Here is a 20478-nt window from a genome sequence, read left to right on the forward strand (position 1 = left end):
TATTTTAAATTCCTCACTATATTTGGCCATAAAAACACCCCCAAAAGTCATTTTTTAACTCTAACTTTTGGGGGTCGGTACCCATTTGATGATCTCACTTGTCCTACCCTTGCACCAAATAGTTGAACAAAGACTATTGATTACAACCACACTCATATTCTTTAAATTTATATTCTTTATATAATCTTAACTCTTTAAGATCACTAGTATCTGACTCAAAAACCTTTATTATGGGAGCAACATCGGTTTTTGCAAATTCCCTTACTTGCTTATCTATATCAATGGACATATCTAAAGGATATTCATTCATATCTTCATATAGATTATTACGTTCGCAAACATCATACGTCACTGCAATATAATATTGTGTCATCATATCACCCCAAATTCACATAATAGCTCTATTAAGCCTTCTTCAACTCTTGCACCCGTTAGTTCAAGAAGAATTTATAATAATGGAAGAATGTCAGACAAATCGATAAATTCTAGTTCAGTTTCTGCTTCTGCTTTCGAACGATAAACGGTAATTTTATCATAGGGTTTCATGTTGTCTTGCCATGTTCCTATATTACTCAGAAAATCTTCTACGTTTTCAGAAATTATAAAGCACTCTAAATCCCTTTTGATATAACAAATTGGTGCGTCACTTTCCGAATCACACTGTTGATAAACAATTCCGACAAATCCTCCTTTACTATCTTTTGCCATAATATCTACATGTGGCACCGTAAAAAACTCTAAATGTGGAATATCATCGTCAAAGATAAATTGAATATCATAATCGTTAGCGTATGTTTGATACTCTTCATTTCTATCATGAACCCCCATTGAATTAATGGTTGTTCCTGCTGATATAATCTCAGTATCCTCTAAATTAACACCTATGGCTCCAGAGAATGCTGTTCTATCTAGATAAATTTTTCGCATATAAACCCCCGTTTAATCTTATTTTAAAGTAAATACTCATTACTTTTGTGATTTCTTATTCAACTAAACTGCCCCATTAGTTAAACAAGACCGCCATTGTGACGATTTCATTGTTGTACTAAAGCACCAGTTAGTTTAAGCAATACTTTCTCACAATTTCTGGATTATTTGATATGATGATAATCATTGTGCCATAAAAAGTATTTTTCCTTATACCTATTGTAGTATGCACATTCCTTGTTCTCTATTTTTTTAATATATTCCCTTACATCATCAGTAAGGTGTTTTTGATTGTTCGCAACAATTTTACCATTTTTAACGGAAATATAACCTCTTTCATAAAGATCATCACAGCCAAATGTACACATCGGCATCACAATATTTTTGTCCTTTTTTTCATGAGGTTTACATTCTGCTCTTTTCTTAATATGAGCTGCCACTAATAAATTAACAGGGTATTCTTTACCACAGATACCACAACGCTCCGATATCTTTCCTTTAAATAGGTGTTTTCTTAAATCTTTATGTTCGACCCTATATGTGATTTCTCCCTTTTTATCTAATTCGCTATCATCATATTTATTTAGGGCTAATTCTTCTTCCAGCTCTACGGTAGTTATTGCATTATTATTCAGACCTTCATTCTGACTATCAGGTAAATTACACCATTTATGAACTAACTCTTTAAAACCCCATTTAACCCATAAAAGGTTTCTTCTACCCCCTTTTCTATTACCTCCACTACCTCCAGAATAAAAAGATAATCTATGTTGTTCATTAAAATACGACTTTAATGCCCACCAATTCGCTTTTATCGCATCGTAGTCTCTTTCTCTTATCTTATCCAAGTCAAACGTTACTTTTCTAATAATCCTATCCTTTCGATCTCGAACTTCATATTCTTTAAAATATTCTCGGTTTGTTTCATAGAATTTGTTAGGATCCGAATAAGGATCAGCATCCAAAAATTCAAGGTCAAATGTAAGTACATTTACTTCTTGGTTAGGTTCAAGTATCCATATTTCTCTAGGTGGTGCTGTTACTCCTACTAACAAAAAGTCCTCAGAGTATACTGGACCTTCCTCTAAAACCTTTTCAGTTAAATCATCTGTAAAAAAGCCTTCCCTAGTTAGTTCAGGTCCTGGTTTTTCTAATTTTTCATTTTTTCTAATCTCTCTAAAATAATACTGAGTTTTTATCTTCATTTGTTGTACTCCTCACCAATAATCTTTGTTAAATCATAAAAATTTATAAGAATGTTAAAGGAGTTTATAATAGAAAATAGCCTATTTGATATTATTTAATTATTTATGAGTGTAATTACTTCTTCAACTAACCTGCGACTTTAACTCCTCCCTCAATAATAGCGCAATATTCAAATAATATTTCCGGAAGAAAAAGGTGATCGAATTTTATGATCACCTTGTTTAACTCTTGCACCCGTTAGCACAATAAGAAGTTAACGTTTTATATTGTCATCATAGGTTTCCGCAACAAACACAAAGTCTAGCTGTTCTTTATTAATAAATAAACTTGTTTTAGCAGGGTTACTTGTGCTTGCCGAAACAATATCAACCTCTACAAGGTTAAAACTTACATTGTAAGCATCTTCAGCATCAAGTCCACCTGTTAAAGAATGTACCCCGTCCCCAAAAGACTTAAAAACGAGTACCTTTTCTTCCAAATCATCATTATCCATCTCAATCCACTGTTCGTTTACTAAAACTGCAAAAGAATAGTGCTTGGGAATGCATTCAATATGATTTATCCCTTTGTAGCATCTTAATGAAAACATATAGGTATGCGTTTCATCCCAATTAATATCAATGCCATATTTAAAAGCAAAAGTATTGTAAACCATCTCATAAAATAAAGGCATTACAATATCATCCCAAGAATCATATGCGGAGGCATTAATCGGAATTAAATGAGGGTATAAACTGACAATAGCTTGTTGGAAATTCAGTAAAATTGATGTATCGGAGATTCCTTGCAAATCATCATCTATTTCGTGTTCAAACTCTTTTAAACGTCTATTATCAATCACATCATTTCCCCCCAAAATTATCCCTTTTATTATGTAATTCGATGTTTGTAAAAAAATATCCTTCTTAAACTAACCTGCCCCGTTAGCTAAAGAACTTTTTAATTTAATATTAACATAATATTCCAAACGATTTTCAAAAAAATAAGACGATCAATTTGATGATCGCCTTGTTAAACTATCGCACCAGTTACTTTAAGTACAATACTTCACAATCTATTTACATCTCAATTAACTCCAACTCCCTTAAATGTGTTGTCCATGCAAAAGACGCCTTCTTATTAAAGAAAAGCGTCCGTTTACTGAAGGATTATTTATTTCAAATGACAGTACGTTCCTATTCTTTACTCATACTTCATCCACCAAATTAAAATTGATAAGCTTTAACACGTTTCCAGACCAACTTTTGAATTGGATTCAAGCCGTTATGAATAGTTAGTATATCCCCTTCAATTGAAGCTATTCGTGGTTGCTGCTGCCCTAGCCAGGTTGGATTCATACTTACATCCATATGGTGGGTTAGCGTACGCTCTACTTCATTAACATGAAATTTTCCCCCATAAGCCAAATAACCATGTGCTGCCTCAGCCATTTCTTCAGTCGTCCCTGTAAGCATATGCCCTGACTGATAATGTGGACGCCCTTGCTTCATGAGTTGAGCAGACATATACCCTTCTGGATGGTACATGATAAACCCCGTTGCATCTTCACCTAATGGATAAACGGTGTTTCCATTCTCATCTCGATCTTTAAAGGATACGAGTGACCAAACACCAACAATCTGCTCTTTTAATGTTGTCAATTAGAATACCTCCTAATAAAGATAATCAAAATGTTATGAACTAAAAACTTTTGATAAGTCTATATCCCCCAATATTTTTATTTTATAGCTATTCCTATTTCTATTAAAAAATATTTTATTAATGTCTGTATTCAAAGTATATCAATTATGCTTTCACAACATGAATTGGTCTCCCTAAGATTACCTCAGCAGCTTCCATTACATCTTCTCTTTCCCTTTAATAATTTGATTCATTGTTTAGTACAATAACTTCTACCTAAAATAGCGTTAATCCTTCTTGAATTAACGCACCAGTTACTTTAAGTACATTACTTCACAATTTAACTAAATGCAGTTAATTAGTTCTGGTTTGCATTTTTTTCTTCTATCTTTATCTTCAATAATAGTACCATAGCATCTTCTTTAATCATTCTATTTACTGATTCCTCATCTTGTAAATCAATGGTACTAATTGAATTACCTTCCGTTTCCCTATATACTGCTAATATCTTTGTTTCACCCAATTCTAACTCTACTTCTTCATTACCAATGGCATAGTCCCAAGAACTAAAAATATCAGTCTTAGATTCATATTCAATTATTGATGGTTGAGTGCTTACATCAGGTCCATAAACAAAAACTAAAGTGTCTTCTGAATTTGGATTGATCATACCAAACCCCAAATGCCCTTCGTCCACTTCATTAGGGCTGTTACCATAGGATAATTGCGTTAATGGTTTAGATTCTCTTTTTCCATAATAGTATCTTTCTACCCAAAGATTTACCCAACTTTTATCTGCATTGGGTAATTTAAAATCAAAATCATATAGTATCCCTAAATTTAAATCCTCAAAGGTATTCACATATTCGGAATCGGAATTAACTGAAATAGTAACTTTATTGTCACTTGAATTAGTGCAACCAGAGCTTAATACTAAGAAAAAAAATAGGATAGTACTGAACATGAAATAGTTTTTTATCAAAGAAGCTCCCCCATTCTTAAATTGATTTTACTAAACTATTTCGGCACACTCTTAATAACACCTTCTTATTTCATTAATCTACCCAATTAGTTGAATAACAGGTTCAGGTTCAGATTTCCTTCTTAAAGTAATGCACCATATAGTTTAAGTACACCTCTTCACAAGAATTTAACTTGATTAGGTTTTTCACATTTGTTTTTGCTCTTTAATTTGAGCATTAAGGGTAAGGTACATAAAATAAGATTTAGGTGAGTTTGCTAAATTTTTTTTAGATTAGCTCGTCTTTCCCTTTCATCTATCATCTGTAATGTCTTTAAATTTTTATAGGGAAGGGCATTTAACTTATTCATTAATAAAGAATATTTACTATCGTCCATTTTCCCTCGAAGATAGTGGTGTATTAGAAAAAAATCAGCCGCATCTTCAGCTATTCCTGTACTATTATATTTATCCAAGAGAAAAATGAGTTGATCTAAAAACCAATTCACGCCATCCTTATCTAAGGGTAAATTAATTATAACGCTTCTGATAAATCTTTTATCGTCACTTGTCTTAAAAATATGTTCCGCTTCTTCTTTCGTTATTTCTTCCAGATTTGGTATATCCATATCACCTGTAATTTCATCTTCATCAACAATATCTTCCTCTTCAAGGCGTTCAATGAATTCTGAGAAACTACGTGCGATTTGAAATTCAACTTCTTCTTCAACATCGATATAAACGATACTTGGATTTTTTGTCTTTCCTCTGTAATCCATCGCAACCCAAGTATGACCCTCTCCATTAAGAAGCACTAAATCATTTGGAAGCTCCCATTCCTTAATGAGATACTCAGAATCTAAAATACCATCTTCCCCAATACCAAATATACTATCAACCTCAATATAGTCCTCTACTGATTCAGTAGAGAAATCAATAGGGAAAACAGTACGTTTTATGTATCCCCCATTTTGTTTTTTTACTAATTTCTTATAGAGTTTGGGTAATTCTATGCCTAACTTTTCCTCTGCTAAAACAATATCCTTCTTTTTTATAGGGCCTAACACTAAATCGTCTTCATCATCTAACCAAAATTTACGCATTGATTTCCATCCGGCATTTTTTGGCATTTCCAAATAGCATAAGAAAACATTACCACAATAACATTTGTATTTATATGTAGAATCTTCGACAAATTACGACTCTAAAAATCTGATACCCGATTTGGAGTCCAAATATAATGTGGCAATTTAGATATTCCTTCTTCAACTAACCTGCCCCAATAGTACAATAATTTCTACCTAAAATAGCGTTAATCCTTCTTGAATTAACGCACCAGTTAGTTTAAGTGGAATCCTTCACAATCTTTTCTTTACTCTTCAAGATCTAATCTCTTGAATGTGTTGGGCAACTACAAAAGACGCCCTCTTATTAAAGAAAAGCGCCCGATTGTGGAATAATGAAAAATGCGATAAAGAATAAAAAATGCCCCCAAATTTTTAGTAATGGACCTCTTTGTTAATGTAAAAGAATAAAATCGCAGTTCCCTTGCTCAAGAAATGTGCCCTTTAGCTGAATAGCAGCTTTCTAATTTTCTCTTAATAAAATGCCACCATTACCAAATATTATTTTTTCATTTCAAGACTCTCTTTTGCAACATTTACTCGCTCCTTGCCCATAAAGAAAATGACAACTGCGGACAATAAGATAGGTATTAGCGCGATGAAAAATATAAATGTTATAGAGTCTGAGAGCGAATAAGTTATTTTTTCCAAAATAAAATCAGGAATCTTCGCACGTTCACTTGGCTCAAAAATTTGTTGAGGGCTGCCAATATTACCTATCCCCGAACCGCCGTCCAGACCTTTAAAAGCATCCGCTAATTTTTGTGTAAATACATTGTTTTGAATGGTACCAAAGACAGTGATTCCAATAGTCATGCCGATCGAACGTAAAAAGGAGTTCGTTGAATTAGCTGTTCCTCGAAAATGGGACTCAAGATTATGAACAGAAGCTGTCGGCAATAGTGAAAATGAAAAGCCCATCCCAAAGCCAACAGTAATCATATAAATAGTCATGATTCCTCTAGTTGTGTCAGGTGTTAAAGTGCTAAGAAAGTACATACCTAAAAAATATGAAATAACGGAAATAATCATTAAATTACGAAAGCTCGTCTTCGTTTGAAATATCCCCCCAATTGCACTTCCAGCCACGGATCCCAGCATCATTGGCATTAGAATTAATCCTGCATTTGTAGTCGATCCACCGTAAACTGCTTGAACAAATATAGGAATAAAAACCGTTAAAATAATGAATGTTCCTCCGTATAAGAAAGCTAAAATTTGCGAGGAAGCAAACAATCTTCTTTTAAATAACCAAAAAGGCAAAATCGGTTCCTTCGCCTTAAGCTCAAAAAGGATAAAGGCAATGATGAATACTGTAAAGCTAATAAATAAACTAATTACCTGAATAGAATCCCAAGTATACGTCTTACCCCCCAGCTCTAGTGCAAACATTAAACATACGATTGCCGTCACAAGGGTAATTGCCCCACCCCAGTCAATTTTCTGATTCTGTAGCTGCGATGATTCCTTATAATAGCGAACAATTAGAAATAACGATATCAATCCGATAGGAACATTAACATAAAATACCCAATGCCAGCTAATATACTCAGTTATATAAGCACCTAATAACGGCCCCATCACGCTAGATGCCCCAAATACAGCCCCAAGCAATCCTGTCATTTTCCCACGCTTTTCTGGCGGAAAAATATCAAAAACGATTGTGAAGGCGATTGGCATTAATGCCCCACCACCAATTCCTTGAATAGCACGATAAATACTTAGCTGAACCATACTTTGAGCAATCCCACAAAGTGCTGACCCAATTAAAAAGACAGCTAATCCAAATATAAAAAATCGCTTGCGCCCAAACATATCCGACAGTTTACCAAAAATCGGCATTCCAGCCATAACTGCAATCATATAGGCAGATGTTACCCATACAAATTTATCAAAGTCTCCAAGGTCTGAAACAATCGTACCCATTGCTGTTGCCACAATCGTATTATCCATAGCTGACATAAGGATCCCTAGCAATAAGCCTGTCACAACAAATTTAATATTGCTTTCTTTTGAAATCATAAATGCTCTCCCCTCATATCATAAACCATTGAGAATTCCTCACTTTGTTATATGTATTTTATATTCTAGCCCATTATTTAATATTTGCTTAATAAAGATTAAATTCATTTTTTAAAACTAATATTGTTACTCCCTTAAATGGCTCGATTGTTGAATAAAATCTAAAAACGATTCTTCAACTAAACTGCCCCTTTAGTACAATAACTTCTACGTAAAATAGCGTTAATCCTTCTTGAATTAACGCACCAGGATAGTTGAATAAGATTTTAATATTATTTATTAATTTCTATAAGTATTACCTTTAATAACTTTCAAAACATCATCTTTAATAATTTATTAAAACGCTCTTCATCCTAAAAGTAGTATGTGCAGACTACACTTTATTCGTTCAAGTGACAAAATTGTCACAACGTATTGTCTTTTGTTAGGTGATTCGATTTCGTATAATAACTCTACTTGCTATGATAAAAATAAAAATTAATCGAAAAGGAGTTAACTAATGGAACAAGTTTTATTTATTGTATCAATGGTTTCCTTGGGCTTATGTTTTTGCATATTTATTCTAGGAATTCTCAACAATGGAATTAATAATCTATTTAAATCCAAATACACAAAAATATCTGCCATATTGTTTGTTGTTTATATACTCACCTTTGTACCGTATATAATTGTTTCCAGTTAATTTTTTGAGTGTAAACTGACTGCCCCAATAGTTAACTAAAGAGTGCACACTTGCTTCTTGAAGTAAAGCACCAGTTAGTTGTAAAAAGGGTTACTTATTATCTCTTATTTCTTCTAAGACTTTTATTAAACGGTTATTTTGATTCTCTATAGATTTTAATCTTTTTTCAATGATACTTGAAGAGAAAAATACAATTAGTATAATGGCAATTCCAATGAATATTTCCAACTTTATCCCCCCATTTCAGTAAAGCACTAGTTAATTTAGGTACATCACTTCACACTTTTTTAACAATCGTGCCCCCTATTGTTAAAAGAACATTGTAAATCCTGAAAGTAAAAATACTATAACTAAAATTAGTTTTATGTAACCACTATACTTTGGTGTTTCGTGTTTTTTTTCTAGAAACTGTACATAGTCTACAAGTAAAAATGACCCGACAAATAATATTATAAACCCTACCGTATCATCTTTGGTAAGCAAAGCCCTTAACGCCATAAATACTATTAGGAAATATCCTAAATACCCCATTGTAAATTGGAGAATATGCTTCATATCTCTCCTCCTATTTTTCTTGAACAATCTAGCCCTATTGTAGAACATCAGTTAATCATTGCTCTTGCACTAACCTGACCCGTTAATACAATAACTTCAACAAAAAGGTAATTCTCTTTCTTTAAGAAAAGCACCAGTTAGTAAAGTAATTACTTCTATTTTTCTTGGACATCAATTATAATGCTACCAAACAATTCACCTTCAATATTAGCATCCAGTTTCCAAATTCCTTTTGAAGGTAAATTCAAATATCCTACTGATTCAGCGTAATGATGTGGAGGCTTTATGATTTCTTCATTCGGAAGACCAATTGAACTTTCAAAAGCCGTAACTGTCTCTCCGTTCTCTTTATTCGTTCCGATTACTTCCACTTTTTTATTAAATAATTGTTCCGTTTTTTCTGGCGTTTCTCCCCAAAAATGAAATAATTGTTTATTATTTGTCCCTGCAATAACTTGACCATCAACGATAGCCAATTTACCCTCTATTCCTCTGAGATCATAAGATACATCTTTTCCATTTGCACCTGGCTTAGGAATTGTAAAGGCAGGGCTTATATTCCAATTTTCCTGAGCAGCTTCTGTAACGAAATCATAAGTTTTAGAGTTAGTTTCTATTCCTGTTTGTTTATCTGAACCATTTTCAGCGACTTGTTCACTTATTTCATTCTTTGGTTCTTGAGAACATCCGACTAACGTAAAACCAATTACGATAAATAAAATAAATATTTTTTTCATGATACATGCCCCCATAATGTAGACGATAAATCTTAATAAAAGTTTCCATATTTTCTTACACTATCATGCCCCTTTAGTACAATAACTTCTACGTAAAATAGCGTTAATCCTTCTTGAATTAACGAACCAGTTAGTTTAAGTACATTTTTTCACAATCTTTTCAGTAATATATAAATATCCATTAAAAAATCACCTTACCCCTAGTTCTTAGAGGTAAGATGAATTCAGTCAAACTTTACATAATCCCCTTCTTTGATTTGATTTTTTTCAAACCATCCAAGATTCACTTCAATTGCATAACGATAAGAAATTTTTGGAACATAGAAAGGACATTCATTCCCTTTACAAGGCTCCATATCCAGTATTTTTAGAATTTCCCCATCTGAATCAAGAAAAGCAATAGATAAAGGAATTAATGTGTCTTTCATCCAAAAGCCACCATATATTTTTCTTGAAAACACAAATAACATCCCCTCATTCTCGGGTAATTTTTCAACAAACATTAATCCCTTCTCTATTTTTCCTTGAGTATCTGCAACTTGAACGGTTAATCTAGTTATCCTGTTTCCACTGAGTATTTTTATTATATTTTTCATGTTCACTCACCTTCGAGTATTATTAAAAGCAGGATATTAATTTGGAGATAAAAAGAAAACAAGAAGAAAAGATAACTCGGCAAGCTCTTTATCACTTTTAATACTTATTCTATGGTTTTAAATTTAATACTTGGTTTGAATAAACATAGCAACAATATATAAAAAGACTTGTTTAACTAAACTCCGTTTGATCAATAAAAAAGGACGATCCTTCTTATTGAAGAATCGCACCAGATAGTAAAACTTGTAGAATTAACTTAACTTACTTGACTTGATAACAATAAACGATGGTCTTCTTTCTTCATTTATTAATTCTAACTTAGACATTTGTTCTAATCCAGATGGAATTGACTGTGGTTCAATAATCTTCTCTACTATAAATCCATTGTCTATAAGTGTATTTATTAGGGTTGAAATAGTTCGATGGTATTTAATAACACCATCAATATACCAATGTTCCTCTCTTTTTCCCTCTTCTTGATAATCGTCTAAAGCCCAATGTAATTTATTTCCACTGCCATCCTTCACCCAATTGTTCATCTCCTTTCGGGCAGTTACAATAGGATGTTCAGTTGAAAAAATAAATTCTCCATTTTTATTTAATAAACTTCTGACCTTTACAATCAGTTTTGAGTAATCTTCTATATAGTGTATTGCCAAAGAGCTTATAATTAACTCGAATTTTTGATTATGTAATTCTAAATCTTCTATTGGTGTACATATATATTCTATTTTCTCATGCCCGTTTTCTTTTTTAGCCTGTTCTATCATATTTCTTGAGATATCTACACCCATAACCTTTGATGCACCGTTCTCAATACAATACTTTGCAAAATGACCAGTCCCACATCCTAAATCTAATATAGATTTCTCTTTAAGAGTTGAGATTGCAGACTTTATTGCTGGTTGTTCAACGAAATCATTAAAGGTTACTCCACTTTCACGTAAAGAAATATATTCTTTAAAGAAAATTGGATTGTCATAAATATTTTGCTTCAATTGTTTTCCTCCCAATAATTTTACTTCTACAAAAACAGTAGATAATACCTATTGTTCTCCCACTAAATGCCTCGTTAGCTCAATATATTTTTCTGCTTAAAAAAGGTGATTATTTCTTTTTCAGAAAATTTATACCCAATAATAATAACAGCACTTACGGCGAACCAAATATACCAATCCATATGATTTCCTCCTTAACTGACGAAAAAATAGGTAATTTGTTAAATAGCAGCAACGTTTCGGAAACATCTATGTACTAATAGTTATGCTCTTTACACTAAAATATTTCTTATTCCATTATCCTGCCCCGTTAGCTTAATAACTTCTAACTAAATACTAACATAATATTCCAATAATAAAATCAAAATTTTAACCATAAGAAAAAGGTGACCCACTAGGATCACCTTGTTTAACTATAACACCCCTTTAGTTGAGTAAAATGTTTAATTAAATGCTAAACCAAATATAAATAAAACGAGTAATATCAAATAACCCACAGGGAGTATAATCAAAATAGTCGCTGATGCTTTCCTCCAAAATCCACTTTTACTATACCAAGAAGCCAGTGTCGCAACCAAATATCCAATCAAAATTATCCAAATCCACAAGTTCCCAATTTGTTTTCCAACGAAAGATTGCAAAGTTAAAAAAGTCGCAACCAGGACCAATATTGATATAATTCCTAAGTATTTTCGCAATTACTACTTCACCTTCCGCCCAAGATAGTCTGCTATATCTGTTAAACTAACCCTATATATATTCAACAAAATTAGATACTTCTCCTTCTTCAAGGATTGCACCCTTTAGTCATTCATGTAGCGTAAGACCAACGCTACACCACAGAGAATGAAAATTGATACATCTGTCTATAATGTTTCTACGGCTGACGAAGAAGGTCTATGTACTATGGTGCCAGAGAGCCCATCCTTTAGTCTGACTCCAACGATCACGGTGTACCACCGACTGTCGCGCCTTATATGGGTAGCACTCATGGGAGATTAATCCTTATTTTGGTCGTTGCGTCAGCCAATACTATACTTTTTATAGAAGGAAGGTTCTCGATTACCTGTCAACTACTCAATAATGAACACTCAGAAGGCTCATCCTTTTTTTTAAAGCGTTTTTACTGGGTCAATTTTGTTATGCTTTTTTCTGGATTTTGAGCTTTTTTTATTTTCATGGGAGTTCAATAACACATCTTAATTTTAACATTAACTCCCACTCAATTCACCCGAATATTTTAAAGACTTATTTTATTCAACTGTGTGGAAATGATGTTGATAACAATATTTTTGGGAGTGAGTGATTATGTTATTATCGGATGCTGCAAAGAGTTATGAGGCAGATAAAAAAATTGAGGGTTTTTCAGCACAAACATTAAATGCTTATAGGATTCAAGCAAAGCTACTTATTGATTACTTTGGAAATATCAATATTAATAAGATAACAACTCTACAACTGAAGAATTATTTAGCTGAATCAAGTAATAGCTTAAAGCCTTCAAGTTTGTCACATCGCATTAGATTTTTACGTTCTTTATTTCGATGGTTACACGAGGAAGATATCATAGAGTTAAATCCTGCTAGTAAAATAAAGGAACCAAGAGTTGGAAAACGGATTCCGAAATTCCTTACTGAAAGAGAAATCGAATATTTAAGGGACGCTTGCTTTTCTCCAATGGAAAAAGCATTGTTTGAATTTATGTTTTCTACTGGTTGTCGAATAGGAGAAATTGTTTCTTTGGATCGAAATAGTATTAATTGGGGAAATCAATCTGCCATTGTTCGTGGTAAAGGAGATAAGGAACGAGAAGTGTACTTTAATATCCGTTGCGATATTTGGCTAAAGAAATATATAGATAGCAGATACGATAATGATTCAGCAGTATTTGTTACTGAACGCTCTCCACATAGACTGAGTATTGCCCAGATGAGATATATAATTAAACGTATTTCCAAACGAGCAGGAATAAATAAAACCATTCACCCTCACCAGCTAAGGCATAGTTACGCAACACACCTGTTAAATAATGGTGCCCCTCTAGAAGTTATTCAAAGTCTACTGGGTCACGAAAAAAGTGAAACTACAAGAATTTATGCAGAACTAAGTGGTAGACTACGGCAAGAGATAAACAAAGACGAAAAACACACAAATTAGGACCCCTAAAAGAGAAACGAGTATAGAATTTAATAGATTAACTCTTTTCAAAATACCATATATCCCACAAACAAAACTGGCTAATCCAAGGAATAACTCGAAAAATGCTACTGGATATACATTTAAATGTTCTATTACATAAATTCTAATAAAGTTAAAAATAGTAATACATAACATAAATAACACCTGTAAAATTAATCAATAAACCGGAATACTCAATTGATATCACCATCCTAACTCGCACACCCTTATGAAAAGTGTAACAAATAATTGTCATTCTTTCTTAGTCGATAAATGAGATTCTGTCCCTTTAGTAAAAGAAGATTGTCACATTGAGGAGAGTCTCCTTGTTGAAGTAAACACCAATTAGTTAAATTTCAGTTATGAAACAAATAAGTGAGCCAAAAGTTATAAGGAAACTTATATTTTTATCTAGTTCCTTTATGGTGCTTTTGCTTATAGTAACGGGGTTGATATATTGGGCAGTAACATAAACGAAAAAGCCTAATAATATCAAAATTAACCAAACACTCATACCCCACAATGAGAATAAATATGGTGAGTTTGCTATCCAAAATACTGTAACAAGTAAATAAAAAAGCACCAAAACCCAAGCTAATCATTTCATATCTCTCCCCCCTTTATAATACAAAATTGTCGAATTAACCTGCAATATTGTAAATGTTATTATCCTTTATTCTGGAAAGCACCTAACTTAATTATCTTAAAATTAAGTTTACCGCGATATTTATCGATATTCAATAAAAAAATATCACATTATATTAATTTATTATCGTTTTTATATAAAAAAACATTCCCTATATTAAAGGAAATGCTTCTTAGGTTTTAATGGTATCTAATTCCATTATTCTGCCCCTTTAGCACAATAGCTGCCGTTCAATCTCATTTTCAACTAAAGCAACAGTTAATTTAAGTACATTTATTCAAAATATCCATTTATCTTAATAGTATAATTAATCTATATCTATTCTCCTTAGTAATCGAAATATTTCTAGTAAGAGAATATTTAAGCTCAGCCAGACTCCTCCAAAGACGTAGCCAGCAGCAATATCACTAGGGAGTTCGACTTTAAAGAACAATCGACTGATGGCAATAAGAATTAACACACCTAATCCGGATACTGGAACAAGGGTGTGAACCCAAGCGTTTTTTATAAAGCGTACACATATAAATACTGCAAAGCCGTAAATAACAAAATTCATTAAAGATTGCTCGCTTGGAAAATTACGAAAAAGATGATCCTTGGAAGAATAGTGAACAGGAGAAAGGATTTGAAAAATTCTCCTCAAACTTTCTTCAAAGAGTTCCCCAACTAAAATAACGATTAACAGAGAACCTAACTCAATTAATCTATTCTCACCTTTCCATATAATCCAAATGATTGTAAAGCTGATAAGTATAAGTTGGACTTGCCTCGAACCTAGGAATAAAAATATTTGCATTGCCTCTATCCAGTCCTTATTAAAAATCAGGGAATTCAATAAATCCACAGTTTGATTAAAATTGGTAAACTCGTTTCCAAGAAAATCCTCTATCATGCCAAACATGAGAATCATAAGGCCCAGCGTCAGGATAGAAGTCACAGTTAATAGAAATCCAACTCGTCTTCTCGTATGAAAAATAGTTAAAGTTAGATTTATTATCCTAATGACTGTCTCTTTTATCTCCTCTTTAAATTTTTTGTAGATGAAGAGCACGATAAAAACGACGGCAACTGCTATTCCCCCAATAATGAGGTATTTTTTAATCGAACTGTGAAATGCCTCCCATTGTGGACCTAGTACTTTACCGAGTGTTATAAATACCGTCACCCACAGGAATGCTCCAGTATAGGCAAAAACAGCGTACATTCGAAAAGGCAGTCGGGTAGTTCCTGAAAAGTACCCCGTAATATGTCTAATTCCAGGGATAAAATAAGCAATCAGCAACAGCTTATTCCCATACTTGCTAAACCAGTGGGAAAATTTTTCAATTCGTTCTGGACCCATATGAAAACGAGAACCATATTTTTCGAAGAACGGTTGTCCTACCTTATAACCTATCCAGTAAGAAATGGTCATTCCTATACAAGATCCAAAACCAGCTATTAAAATACTGAGTATCCAATTTAAACGTCCTTGAAAAACAAGAAATCCTGTGTAACTCATAAGAATTTCACCTGGTAATGGAAGTGCAATCAATTCTAATAAAAGGGCAACAAATAACACAACATATCCATATTGATCAATGTATGCTGTAATATTACCCATCGTTTATCACCCTTTAGTATATTTTAACAGCTTTACCTTTGTTCCTATTTCTATTTAATATTTAGTTAATTTCTCCGTTATATTGTGTTATTATCCGCTTACCTGCACCTTTTAGTTGAATAATGATAAATTTTCATAACAGCCCAAACTGTAATTACACCCCAAATCAATACTATTAGTGAACCAACTATCCAATTTTGGGGCTTACCATTTCTCATCAGTTCCTCTGCCATAACTTCACAGTCAGATAATACATTCTTCGGTATCATTTTCAAAGCAAACAATATCCCTATAGGAAGGAGAATTACGTCATCTAAATATCCTAGGATAGGTAAATTGGCAGAGTGGAAGGGAATTGGTTGTTTGAGGATGCATTTCATGTTCGTGTCCATAAACACCCATATTTACAATTTATCCAGCGTGTACAAATGGATGCAACAGATACACAAATATCCTGCATATCATTATTTCATGATGGTCCCGGCGGATTCCCAAAACTAGTAACAATGAGACATATCGTTACAAACTATATTTACCCTATAAATTCAGAACAACTTTTTTAGGTAAGTCCATTCAATGAAATACACGCTTTTCAAATATAAGATTCTGCATTGAATAGGGTTTTTACCAAAATTCATTCCAAGCTACACTATTAATTTATTATATGTAGAATTGTTGGACCTATTTGATCATTTCCTTGTTACATATGGCAAAGAAAGAAGATTAGCAAAGCTGTCAAAAGGCTTGCCAGTACTCTAATTGAACAATGATTATCTAGTGTCACTTTAGACACCCATCCTAATGCTAATAATACTTATTTCATCGGTCATTTGAGTAGCTCGTATAGTCCAACGTTTTGTACATGAATTTTAACTAAAACAGTCATCTCTTGATAAAAGATGTCTGTTTCCCGCTAATAAGGAGTATTCGAGCCGCACTTATTTTTTTGTACGATTCCGAAAGTAGGTGATTATTGCTGGTAAAATAGATAAAAAGATAATGAATAAAATAACAGTTGAGAAGTTTTCCTTGATGACCGGAATATTTCCAAATGAATAGCCCAGAATCGTACATATTATTACCCATAGTGCCGCTCCGATTATATTATTAATAATAAAATAACGATAATTCATTTTACTCGCACCAGCAACGAATGGTATAAATGTGCGAATAAACGGCATGAAACGGGCGATGATAATCGTTTTTCCACCTTGCTTGTTAAAGAAATCTTCCGCCTTTTTCATCTTTTCTTTATTAATTATTTTCCCTAACCAGCTATTCTCAGGGATTGATGTCCCTATCTTTTTCCCAATGTAGTAATTAACCGTATCGCCGATCGCCGCTGCAGCAAAAAATAGAACAATAAGGAATACAAGATTAAAGGCTCCCATTGCTGCGAAGGCACCACTAGCAAACAGTAAAGAATCCCCAGGTAGAAATGGAAAAATAACAATACCAGTCTCAATAAAGACAATTAAAAATAAAATAGCATATGACCATACCCCAAATGTATCTATTATACCAATGAGATGTTGATCAATATGTAAAATAAAACTGATTAAATCCTGAATGAATGACATGCTTATACTCCCTTTTCATTTTTTTCAACCCTCATCCCGTATCAAACTACGCTAATTAATACGGGAATAAAATTACTTACAATCCTTCTCTTTTAGCCGTTTGATTTTTTCATACTGCTTTTCTTTATATTTCTGAAAAAGCCAAATTACAATTGTTAGCCAAAATCCACTAGCAAAGTATCCGCCAATAATATCACTCGGGTAATGTACACCAAGATAAACCCTACTAATTCCAATCAAAATAATAAATAGGCTGCTAAATAGTACTAATATGTTACGTCCAGTGCGATTTGGAATATGACGCCATAAGAGAAAAGCTAGTATGCCATAAAATGCAAATGCAATCATTGCATGACCACTTGGAAAACTATAACCGCCAGCATCAATTAAACGGTGAAGCTCTGGACGTGCTCGATGAAAGCTATGTTTTAAAATCCAATTTAGGATTGACGTACTAATAATGACCGTCCAAAGTAAAATAATTTCTACTCGATGCTTCAATAAAAAATATAGAAACAGGGTAGTCACCAGAACAATGACGAGCAAGGCGGAAAAAGAACCAATGAATGTGAAAAACTTCATGATGGACGTTAGTGTTGGTGTTTCGAACCCTTGAATAAAATAAATCACTGTGCTATCAAAACTAGTAATACGTTGGTTAATTATCAAAATCACCATCATACTAAATCCGAAAAGCGTAACTAAACCGGTAATCAAGGCACCTGCCGAGTGCTTTTTATTTATCATGCTGAAAAACTCCTTAGATGAAATTACATTTTATTTAGCAGGTAGGAAAGTATAAACTTTCCTCCGCTGCATAAGTGCAACTATGGTTGTCACCGGAAGGCTTGGTGACAACCAAGTTTTCTAAGAGATATATGGAATGATTAAGCTGATCTTAGTACCTTCCCCGACAATACTATCTGCTAGGATCGTTCCCTCATATTCTTCGATCATTTCTTTCGCAATAGACAACCCTAAGCCACTTCCTCCACTTTCCCTACTGCGGGCTTTGTCTACCCTGTAAAATCGGTCAAAGATATGGGGTATATCTTCTTTGCTGATGCCGACTCCGTTATCTTGAATATCAATTCTATAATTATCATTCATTATGTTCGACGTAATTGTTATTTCCTTATTTTCACCGCTATATTTAATTGCATTATCCATAATAATAATTAAAAGTTGTTTGAATTGCTCTTCTGGAATAGCCAATTGTATTGTATGTTTTGCATCTATTTCATTATGAATGGTTAAATTCGGATAGATGAGCAAATAATTACTAACGATTTCATTTACAGTGTCGGTAATTTGATATGATCCTATCGTGTCTTGTTTTTCTCGATGGTTTTCCAATTGTGAGAGCCAGAGTAGTTCTTTCGTCAACTCGATCATCCGCTTCGTTTCATTAATACTGATATTCAATGACTTATCCAATACTTCCTTATCATTTTTCCCCCATCTTTTCAAAAGGGAAAGATGGCCATGAATGATTGCAAGTGGTGTGCGAAGTTCATGTGATGCGTCTCCAACAAACTTTTGCTGTTGCAGCATCGATGCTTCCACCTTATCCATCATCCTATTAAAAATTAAACTAAGCTGCGAAAATTCATCATTCGTTTCCATTACGGGTACTCTTTCCGCAAAGTTTTCATTTTCAATTTTTTTCATTGTATTTGTAAGCACTCGAAGTGGGGATAATAATTTTCCAGCAAGGAGACGACCACTAACAATACTTAAAGCTAAAGAAAGAATGGTACCTAAAATTAATGTCCATAAGACCTTTTCTAAGAAACCTTCGAAAACTTCTTCATTCTGTCCAATGATGATCGTACCATGAAAGGATTTCATATCTAATGGGCTCCTGTATAGAAGAACGGTATCCTCTTTAATATTAATACGGGAAAATCCACGCTCTAAAGCGTTAATTTCATTATTGAGCTCTGGAAAGTTATTAGAAATATTTAAGATTTCCTGTCCATTTTGATCAAGGATGCGAACCATTTCCTCATTCTCAACAATTCTTTCAAGGAATTGATCAGATAAAACGATATTTCCCCCTTCCGTTTCCAAGTATTTTGCCTGTTCCGCTAAGAAAACTTGAATTTCCTCTGAACGTTTCCTTAACGAATCTTCTTCTTGTTTTGAGGTAAGGGTTTGAATGAGGAATAATTGGATGAGATTAACAATCATAAAGATTACAAAAATAACAATAGCAGACAAGAGGGTCATCTTTCCCTTTATTGATAATTTATTTAACATTCGCCTTGTCCACCTTTTATTGCCGTAATACATATCCAGCTCCTCTTACCGTTTGGATATGGGAATCTTGGTGCTTCTTATCTACTTTTGCCCGCAAATAACTGACATAAACATCAACCACATTCGTCTCGACTGATGTATCATAACCCCAAATCTCTTCTAAAAGGATTTCTCTTGTAAGCACTCTATTTACATTTTCCATTAAAAGACGAAGCAGATTAAATTCCTTTTTTGTTAACTCAATGATTTCGTTATCCCGTTTCACAATCCTTGCCTCTAAATCCATTTCAAGATCTTGATAGATTAACTTGTGACTACTATGATTTCCATTTTCTACCCTTCTAAAGATTGCTCGCATTCTTGCTAATAACTCCTCAATTTCAAAAGGTTTCGATATATAATCATCTGCACCGCTATCGAGACCAGATATACGATCTAATACATTATCACGTGCAGTAATCATAATAATTGGCGTATACTTTACGGCGCGTATTCTCCGGCATACTTCAATTCCGTTTAGCCCCGGAAGCATTAAGTCCAATAAAATAAGATCAATATCTTCTTCCAGTGCCTTCTTAACACCATCCCTGCCATTAAAGGAAACAAGAACTTCATACTTTTCATATTCAAGCTCTAACCGAATAAAATTAGACAAATTAGCTTCATCTTCAATAATTAGGATTTTTTTCATTATACGTTCTCCTATGTCACTATAGTAGTTGATCCATAATACTGGTTTTCATTACTCTACTTTACATTATATAAAAAAAGGTGTCCGAA

The 20478-nt window shown here is 33.2% G+C and carries 20 protein-coding genes; 2 read left to right on the forward strand and 18 right to left on the reverse strand.

Annotation, left to right across the window (positions count from 1 at the left end; genetic code table 11):
* Window positions 1–133: 133 nt before the first annotated feature.
* The 13 genes from CWR45_RS10005 to CWR45_RS10060 form a co-directional block, all read right to left on the reverse strand.
* On the reverse strand, window positions 134–373 hold the full coding sequence (locus CWR45_RS10005; protein ID WP_115749731.1) for a hypothetical protein: 240 nt from the start codon (window positions 371–373) through the stop codon (window positions 134–136).
* 74 nt (window positions 374–447) lie between these two features.
* Window positions 448–927 carry a hypothetical protein gene (locus CWR45_RS10010; protein ID WP_115749732.1) on the reverse strand — a complete coding sequence of 160 codons (480 nt, stop codon included), beginning with the start codon at window positions 925–927 and terminating at the stop codon, window positions 448–450.
* A gap of 164 nt (window positions 928–1091) precedes the next feature.
* The gene (locus CWR45_RS10015; RefSeq protein ID WP_115749733.1) at window positions 1092–2132 is read right to left on the reverse strand and encodes a hypothetical protein; all 1041 of its coding nucleotides are present in this window, start codon (window positions 2130–2132) and stop codon (window positions 1092–1094) included.
* A 254-nt stretch (window positions 2133–2386) separates the two neighbouring features.
* Window positions 2387–2974, reverse strand: a complete 588-nt coding sequence (locus tag CWR45_RS10020) for a hypothetical protein (RefSeq protein ID WP_115749734.1) — start codon at window positions 2972–2974, stop codon at window positions 2387–2389.
* 364 nt (window positions 2975–3338) lie between these two features.
* Entirely contained in the window at window positions 3339–3773 is a 435-nt protein-coding gene (locus CWR45_RS10025; RefSeq protein ID WP_115749735.1) for a lipocalin-like domain-containing protein, read from the reverse strand.
* 338 nt (window positions 3774–4111) lie between these two features.
* The gene (locus CWR45_RS10030; protein WP_115749736.1) at window positions 4112–4735 is read right to left on the reverse strand and encodes a hypothetical protein; all 624 of its coding nucleotides are present in this window, start codon (window positions 4733–4735) and stop codon (window positions 4112–4114) included.
* A 257-nt stretch (window positions 4736–4992) separates the two neighbouring features.
* Window positions 4993–5817: an SMI1/KNR4 family protein gene (locus CWR45_RS10035; RefSeq protein WP_170138838.1), complete on the reverse strand. Its 825-nt coding sequence runs from the start codon at window positions 5815–5817 to the stop codon at window positions 4993–4995.
* Window positions 5818–6339: 522 nt separating this feature from the next.
* Entirely contained in the window at window positions 6340–7860 is a 1521-nt protein-coding gene (locus CWR45_RS10040) for an MDR family MFS transporter (RefSeq protein WP_115749738.1), read from the reverse strand.
* A 772-nt stretch (window positions 7861–8632) separates the two neighbouring features.
* Window positions 8633–8770 (reverse strand): hypothetical protein, encoded by a 138-nt coding sequence (locus tag CWR45_RS19820; protein WP_170138839.1) that lies wholly within the window; start codon window positions 8768–8770, stop codon window positions 8633–8635.
* 81 nt (window positions 8771–8851) lie between these two features.
* Window positions 8852–9097, reverse strand: a complete 246-nt coding sequence (locus CWR45_RS10045; RefSeq protein WP_115749739.1) for a hypothetical protein — start codon at window positions 9095–9097, stop codon at window positions 8852–8854.
* A 155-nt stretch (window positions 9098–9252) separates the two neighbouring features.
* Window positions 9253–9834 (reverse strand): hypothetical protein, encoded by a 582-nt coding sequence (locus tag CWR45_RS10050; protein WP_115749740.1) that lies wholly within the window; start codon window positions 9832–9834, stop codon window positions 9253–9255.
* A gap of 224 nt (window positions 9835–10058) precedes the next feature.
* The gene (locus CWR45_RS10055) at window positions 10059–10430 is read right to left on the reverse strand and encodes a DUF192 domain-containing protein (protein WP_115749741.1); all 372 of its coding nucleotides are present in this window, start codon (window positions 10428–10430) and stop codon (window positions 10059–10061) included.
* Between the two features lie 252 nt (window positions 10431–10682).
* Window positions 10683–11429, reverse strand: a complete 747-nt coding sequence (locus tag CWR45_RS10060) for a class I SAM-dependent methyltransferase (protein ID WP_115749742.1) — start codon at window positions 11427–11429, stop codon at window positions 10683–10685.
* A 1308-nt stretch (window positions 11430–12737) separates the two neighbouring features.
* Between CWR45_RS10060 and CWR45_RS10070 the strand changes: the two genes are divergently transcribed.
* Entirely contained in the window at window positions 12738–13586 is an 849-nt protein-coding gene (locus CWR45_RS10070; RefSeq protein ID WP_115749744.1) for a tyrosine-type recombinase/integrase, read from the forward strand.
* Between the two features lie 974 nt (window positions 13587–14560).
* Here CWR45_RS10070 and CWR45_RS10080 read toward each other — a convergent pair.
* Window positions 14561–15856 (reverse strand): VTT domain-containing protein, encoded by a 1296-nt coding sequence (locus CWR45_RS10080; RefSeq protein WP_115749746.1) that lies wholly within the window; start codon window positions 15854–15856, stop codon window positions 14561–14563.
* Between the two features lie 359 nt (window positions 15857–16215).
* On the opposite strand from CWR45_RS10080, the gene CWR45_RS19825 reads away from it, so the two are divergent.
* A complete protein-coding gene (locus CWR45_RS19825; RefSeq protein ID WP_115749747.1) occupies window positions 16216–16419 on the forward strand; it encodes a hypothetical protein in 204 nt (67 codons plus the stop codon).
* Window positions 16420–16794: 375 nt separating this feature from the next.
* Here CWR45_RS19825 and CWR45_RS10095 read toward each other — a convergent pair whose 3' ends face one another.
* From CWR45_RS10095 to CWR45_RS10110, 4 genes are all read right to left on the reverse strand, one after another.
* The gene (locus CWR45_RS10095) at window positions 16795–17436 is read right to left on the reverse strand and encodes a VTT domain-containing protein (protein WP_115749748.1); all 642 of its coding nucleotides are present in this window, start codon (window positions 17434–17436) and stop codon (window positions 16795–16797) included.
* Window positions 17437–17508: 72 nt separating this feature from the next.
* The gene (locus tag CWR45_RS10100) at window positions 17509–18183 is read right to left on the reverse strand and encodes a phosphatase PAP2 family protein (RefSeq protein ID WP_115749749.1); all 675 of its coding nucleotides are present in this window, start codon (window positions 18181–18183) and stop codon (window positions 17509–17511) included.
* A gap of 120 nt (window positions 18184–18303) precedes the next feature.
* The gene (locus CWR45_RS10105; protein ID WP_170138840.1) at window positions 18304–19698 is read right to left on the reverse strand and encodes a HAMP domain-containing sensor histidine kinase; all 1395 of its coding nucleotides are present in this window, start codon (window positions 19696–19698) and stop codon (window positions 18304–18306) included.
* Between the two features lie 16 nt (window positions 19699–19714).
* Complete coding sequence (locus tag CWR45_RS10110; protein ID WP_115749751.1) at window positions 19715–20389, reverse strand: response regulator transcription factor; 675 nt, start codon at window positions 20387–20389, stop codon at window positions 19715–19717.
* Window positions 20390–20478 lie beyond the last annotated feature (89 nt).

This window comes from Oceanobacillus chungangensis (assembly GCF_003369565.1).
GTDB lineage: Bacteria > Bacillota > Bacilli > Bacillales > Amphibacillaceae > Oceanobacillus > Oceanobacillus chungangensis.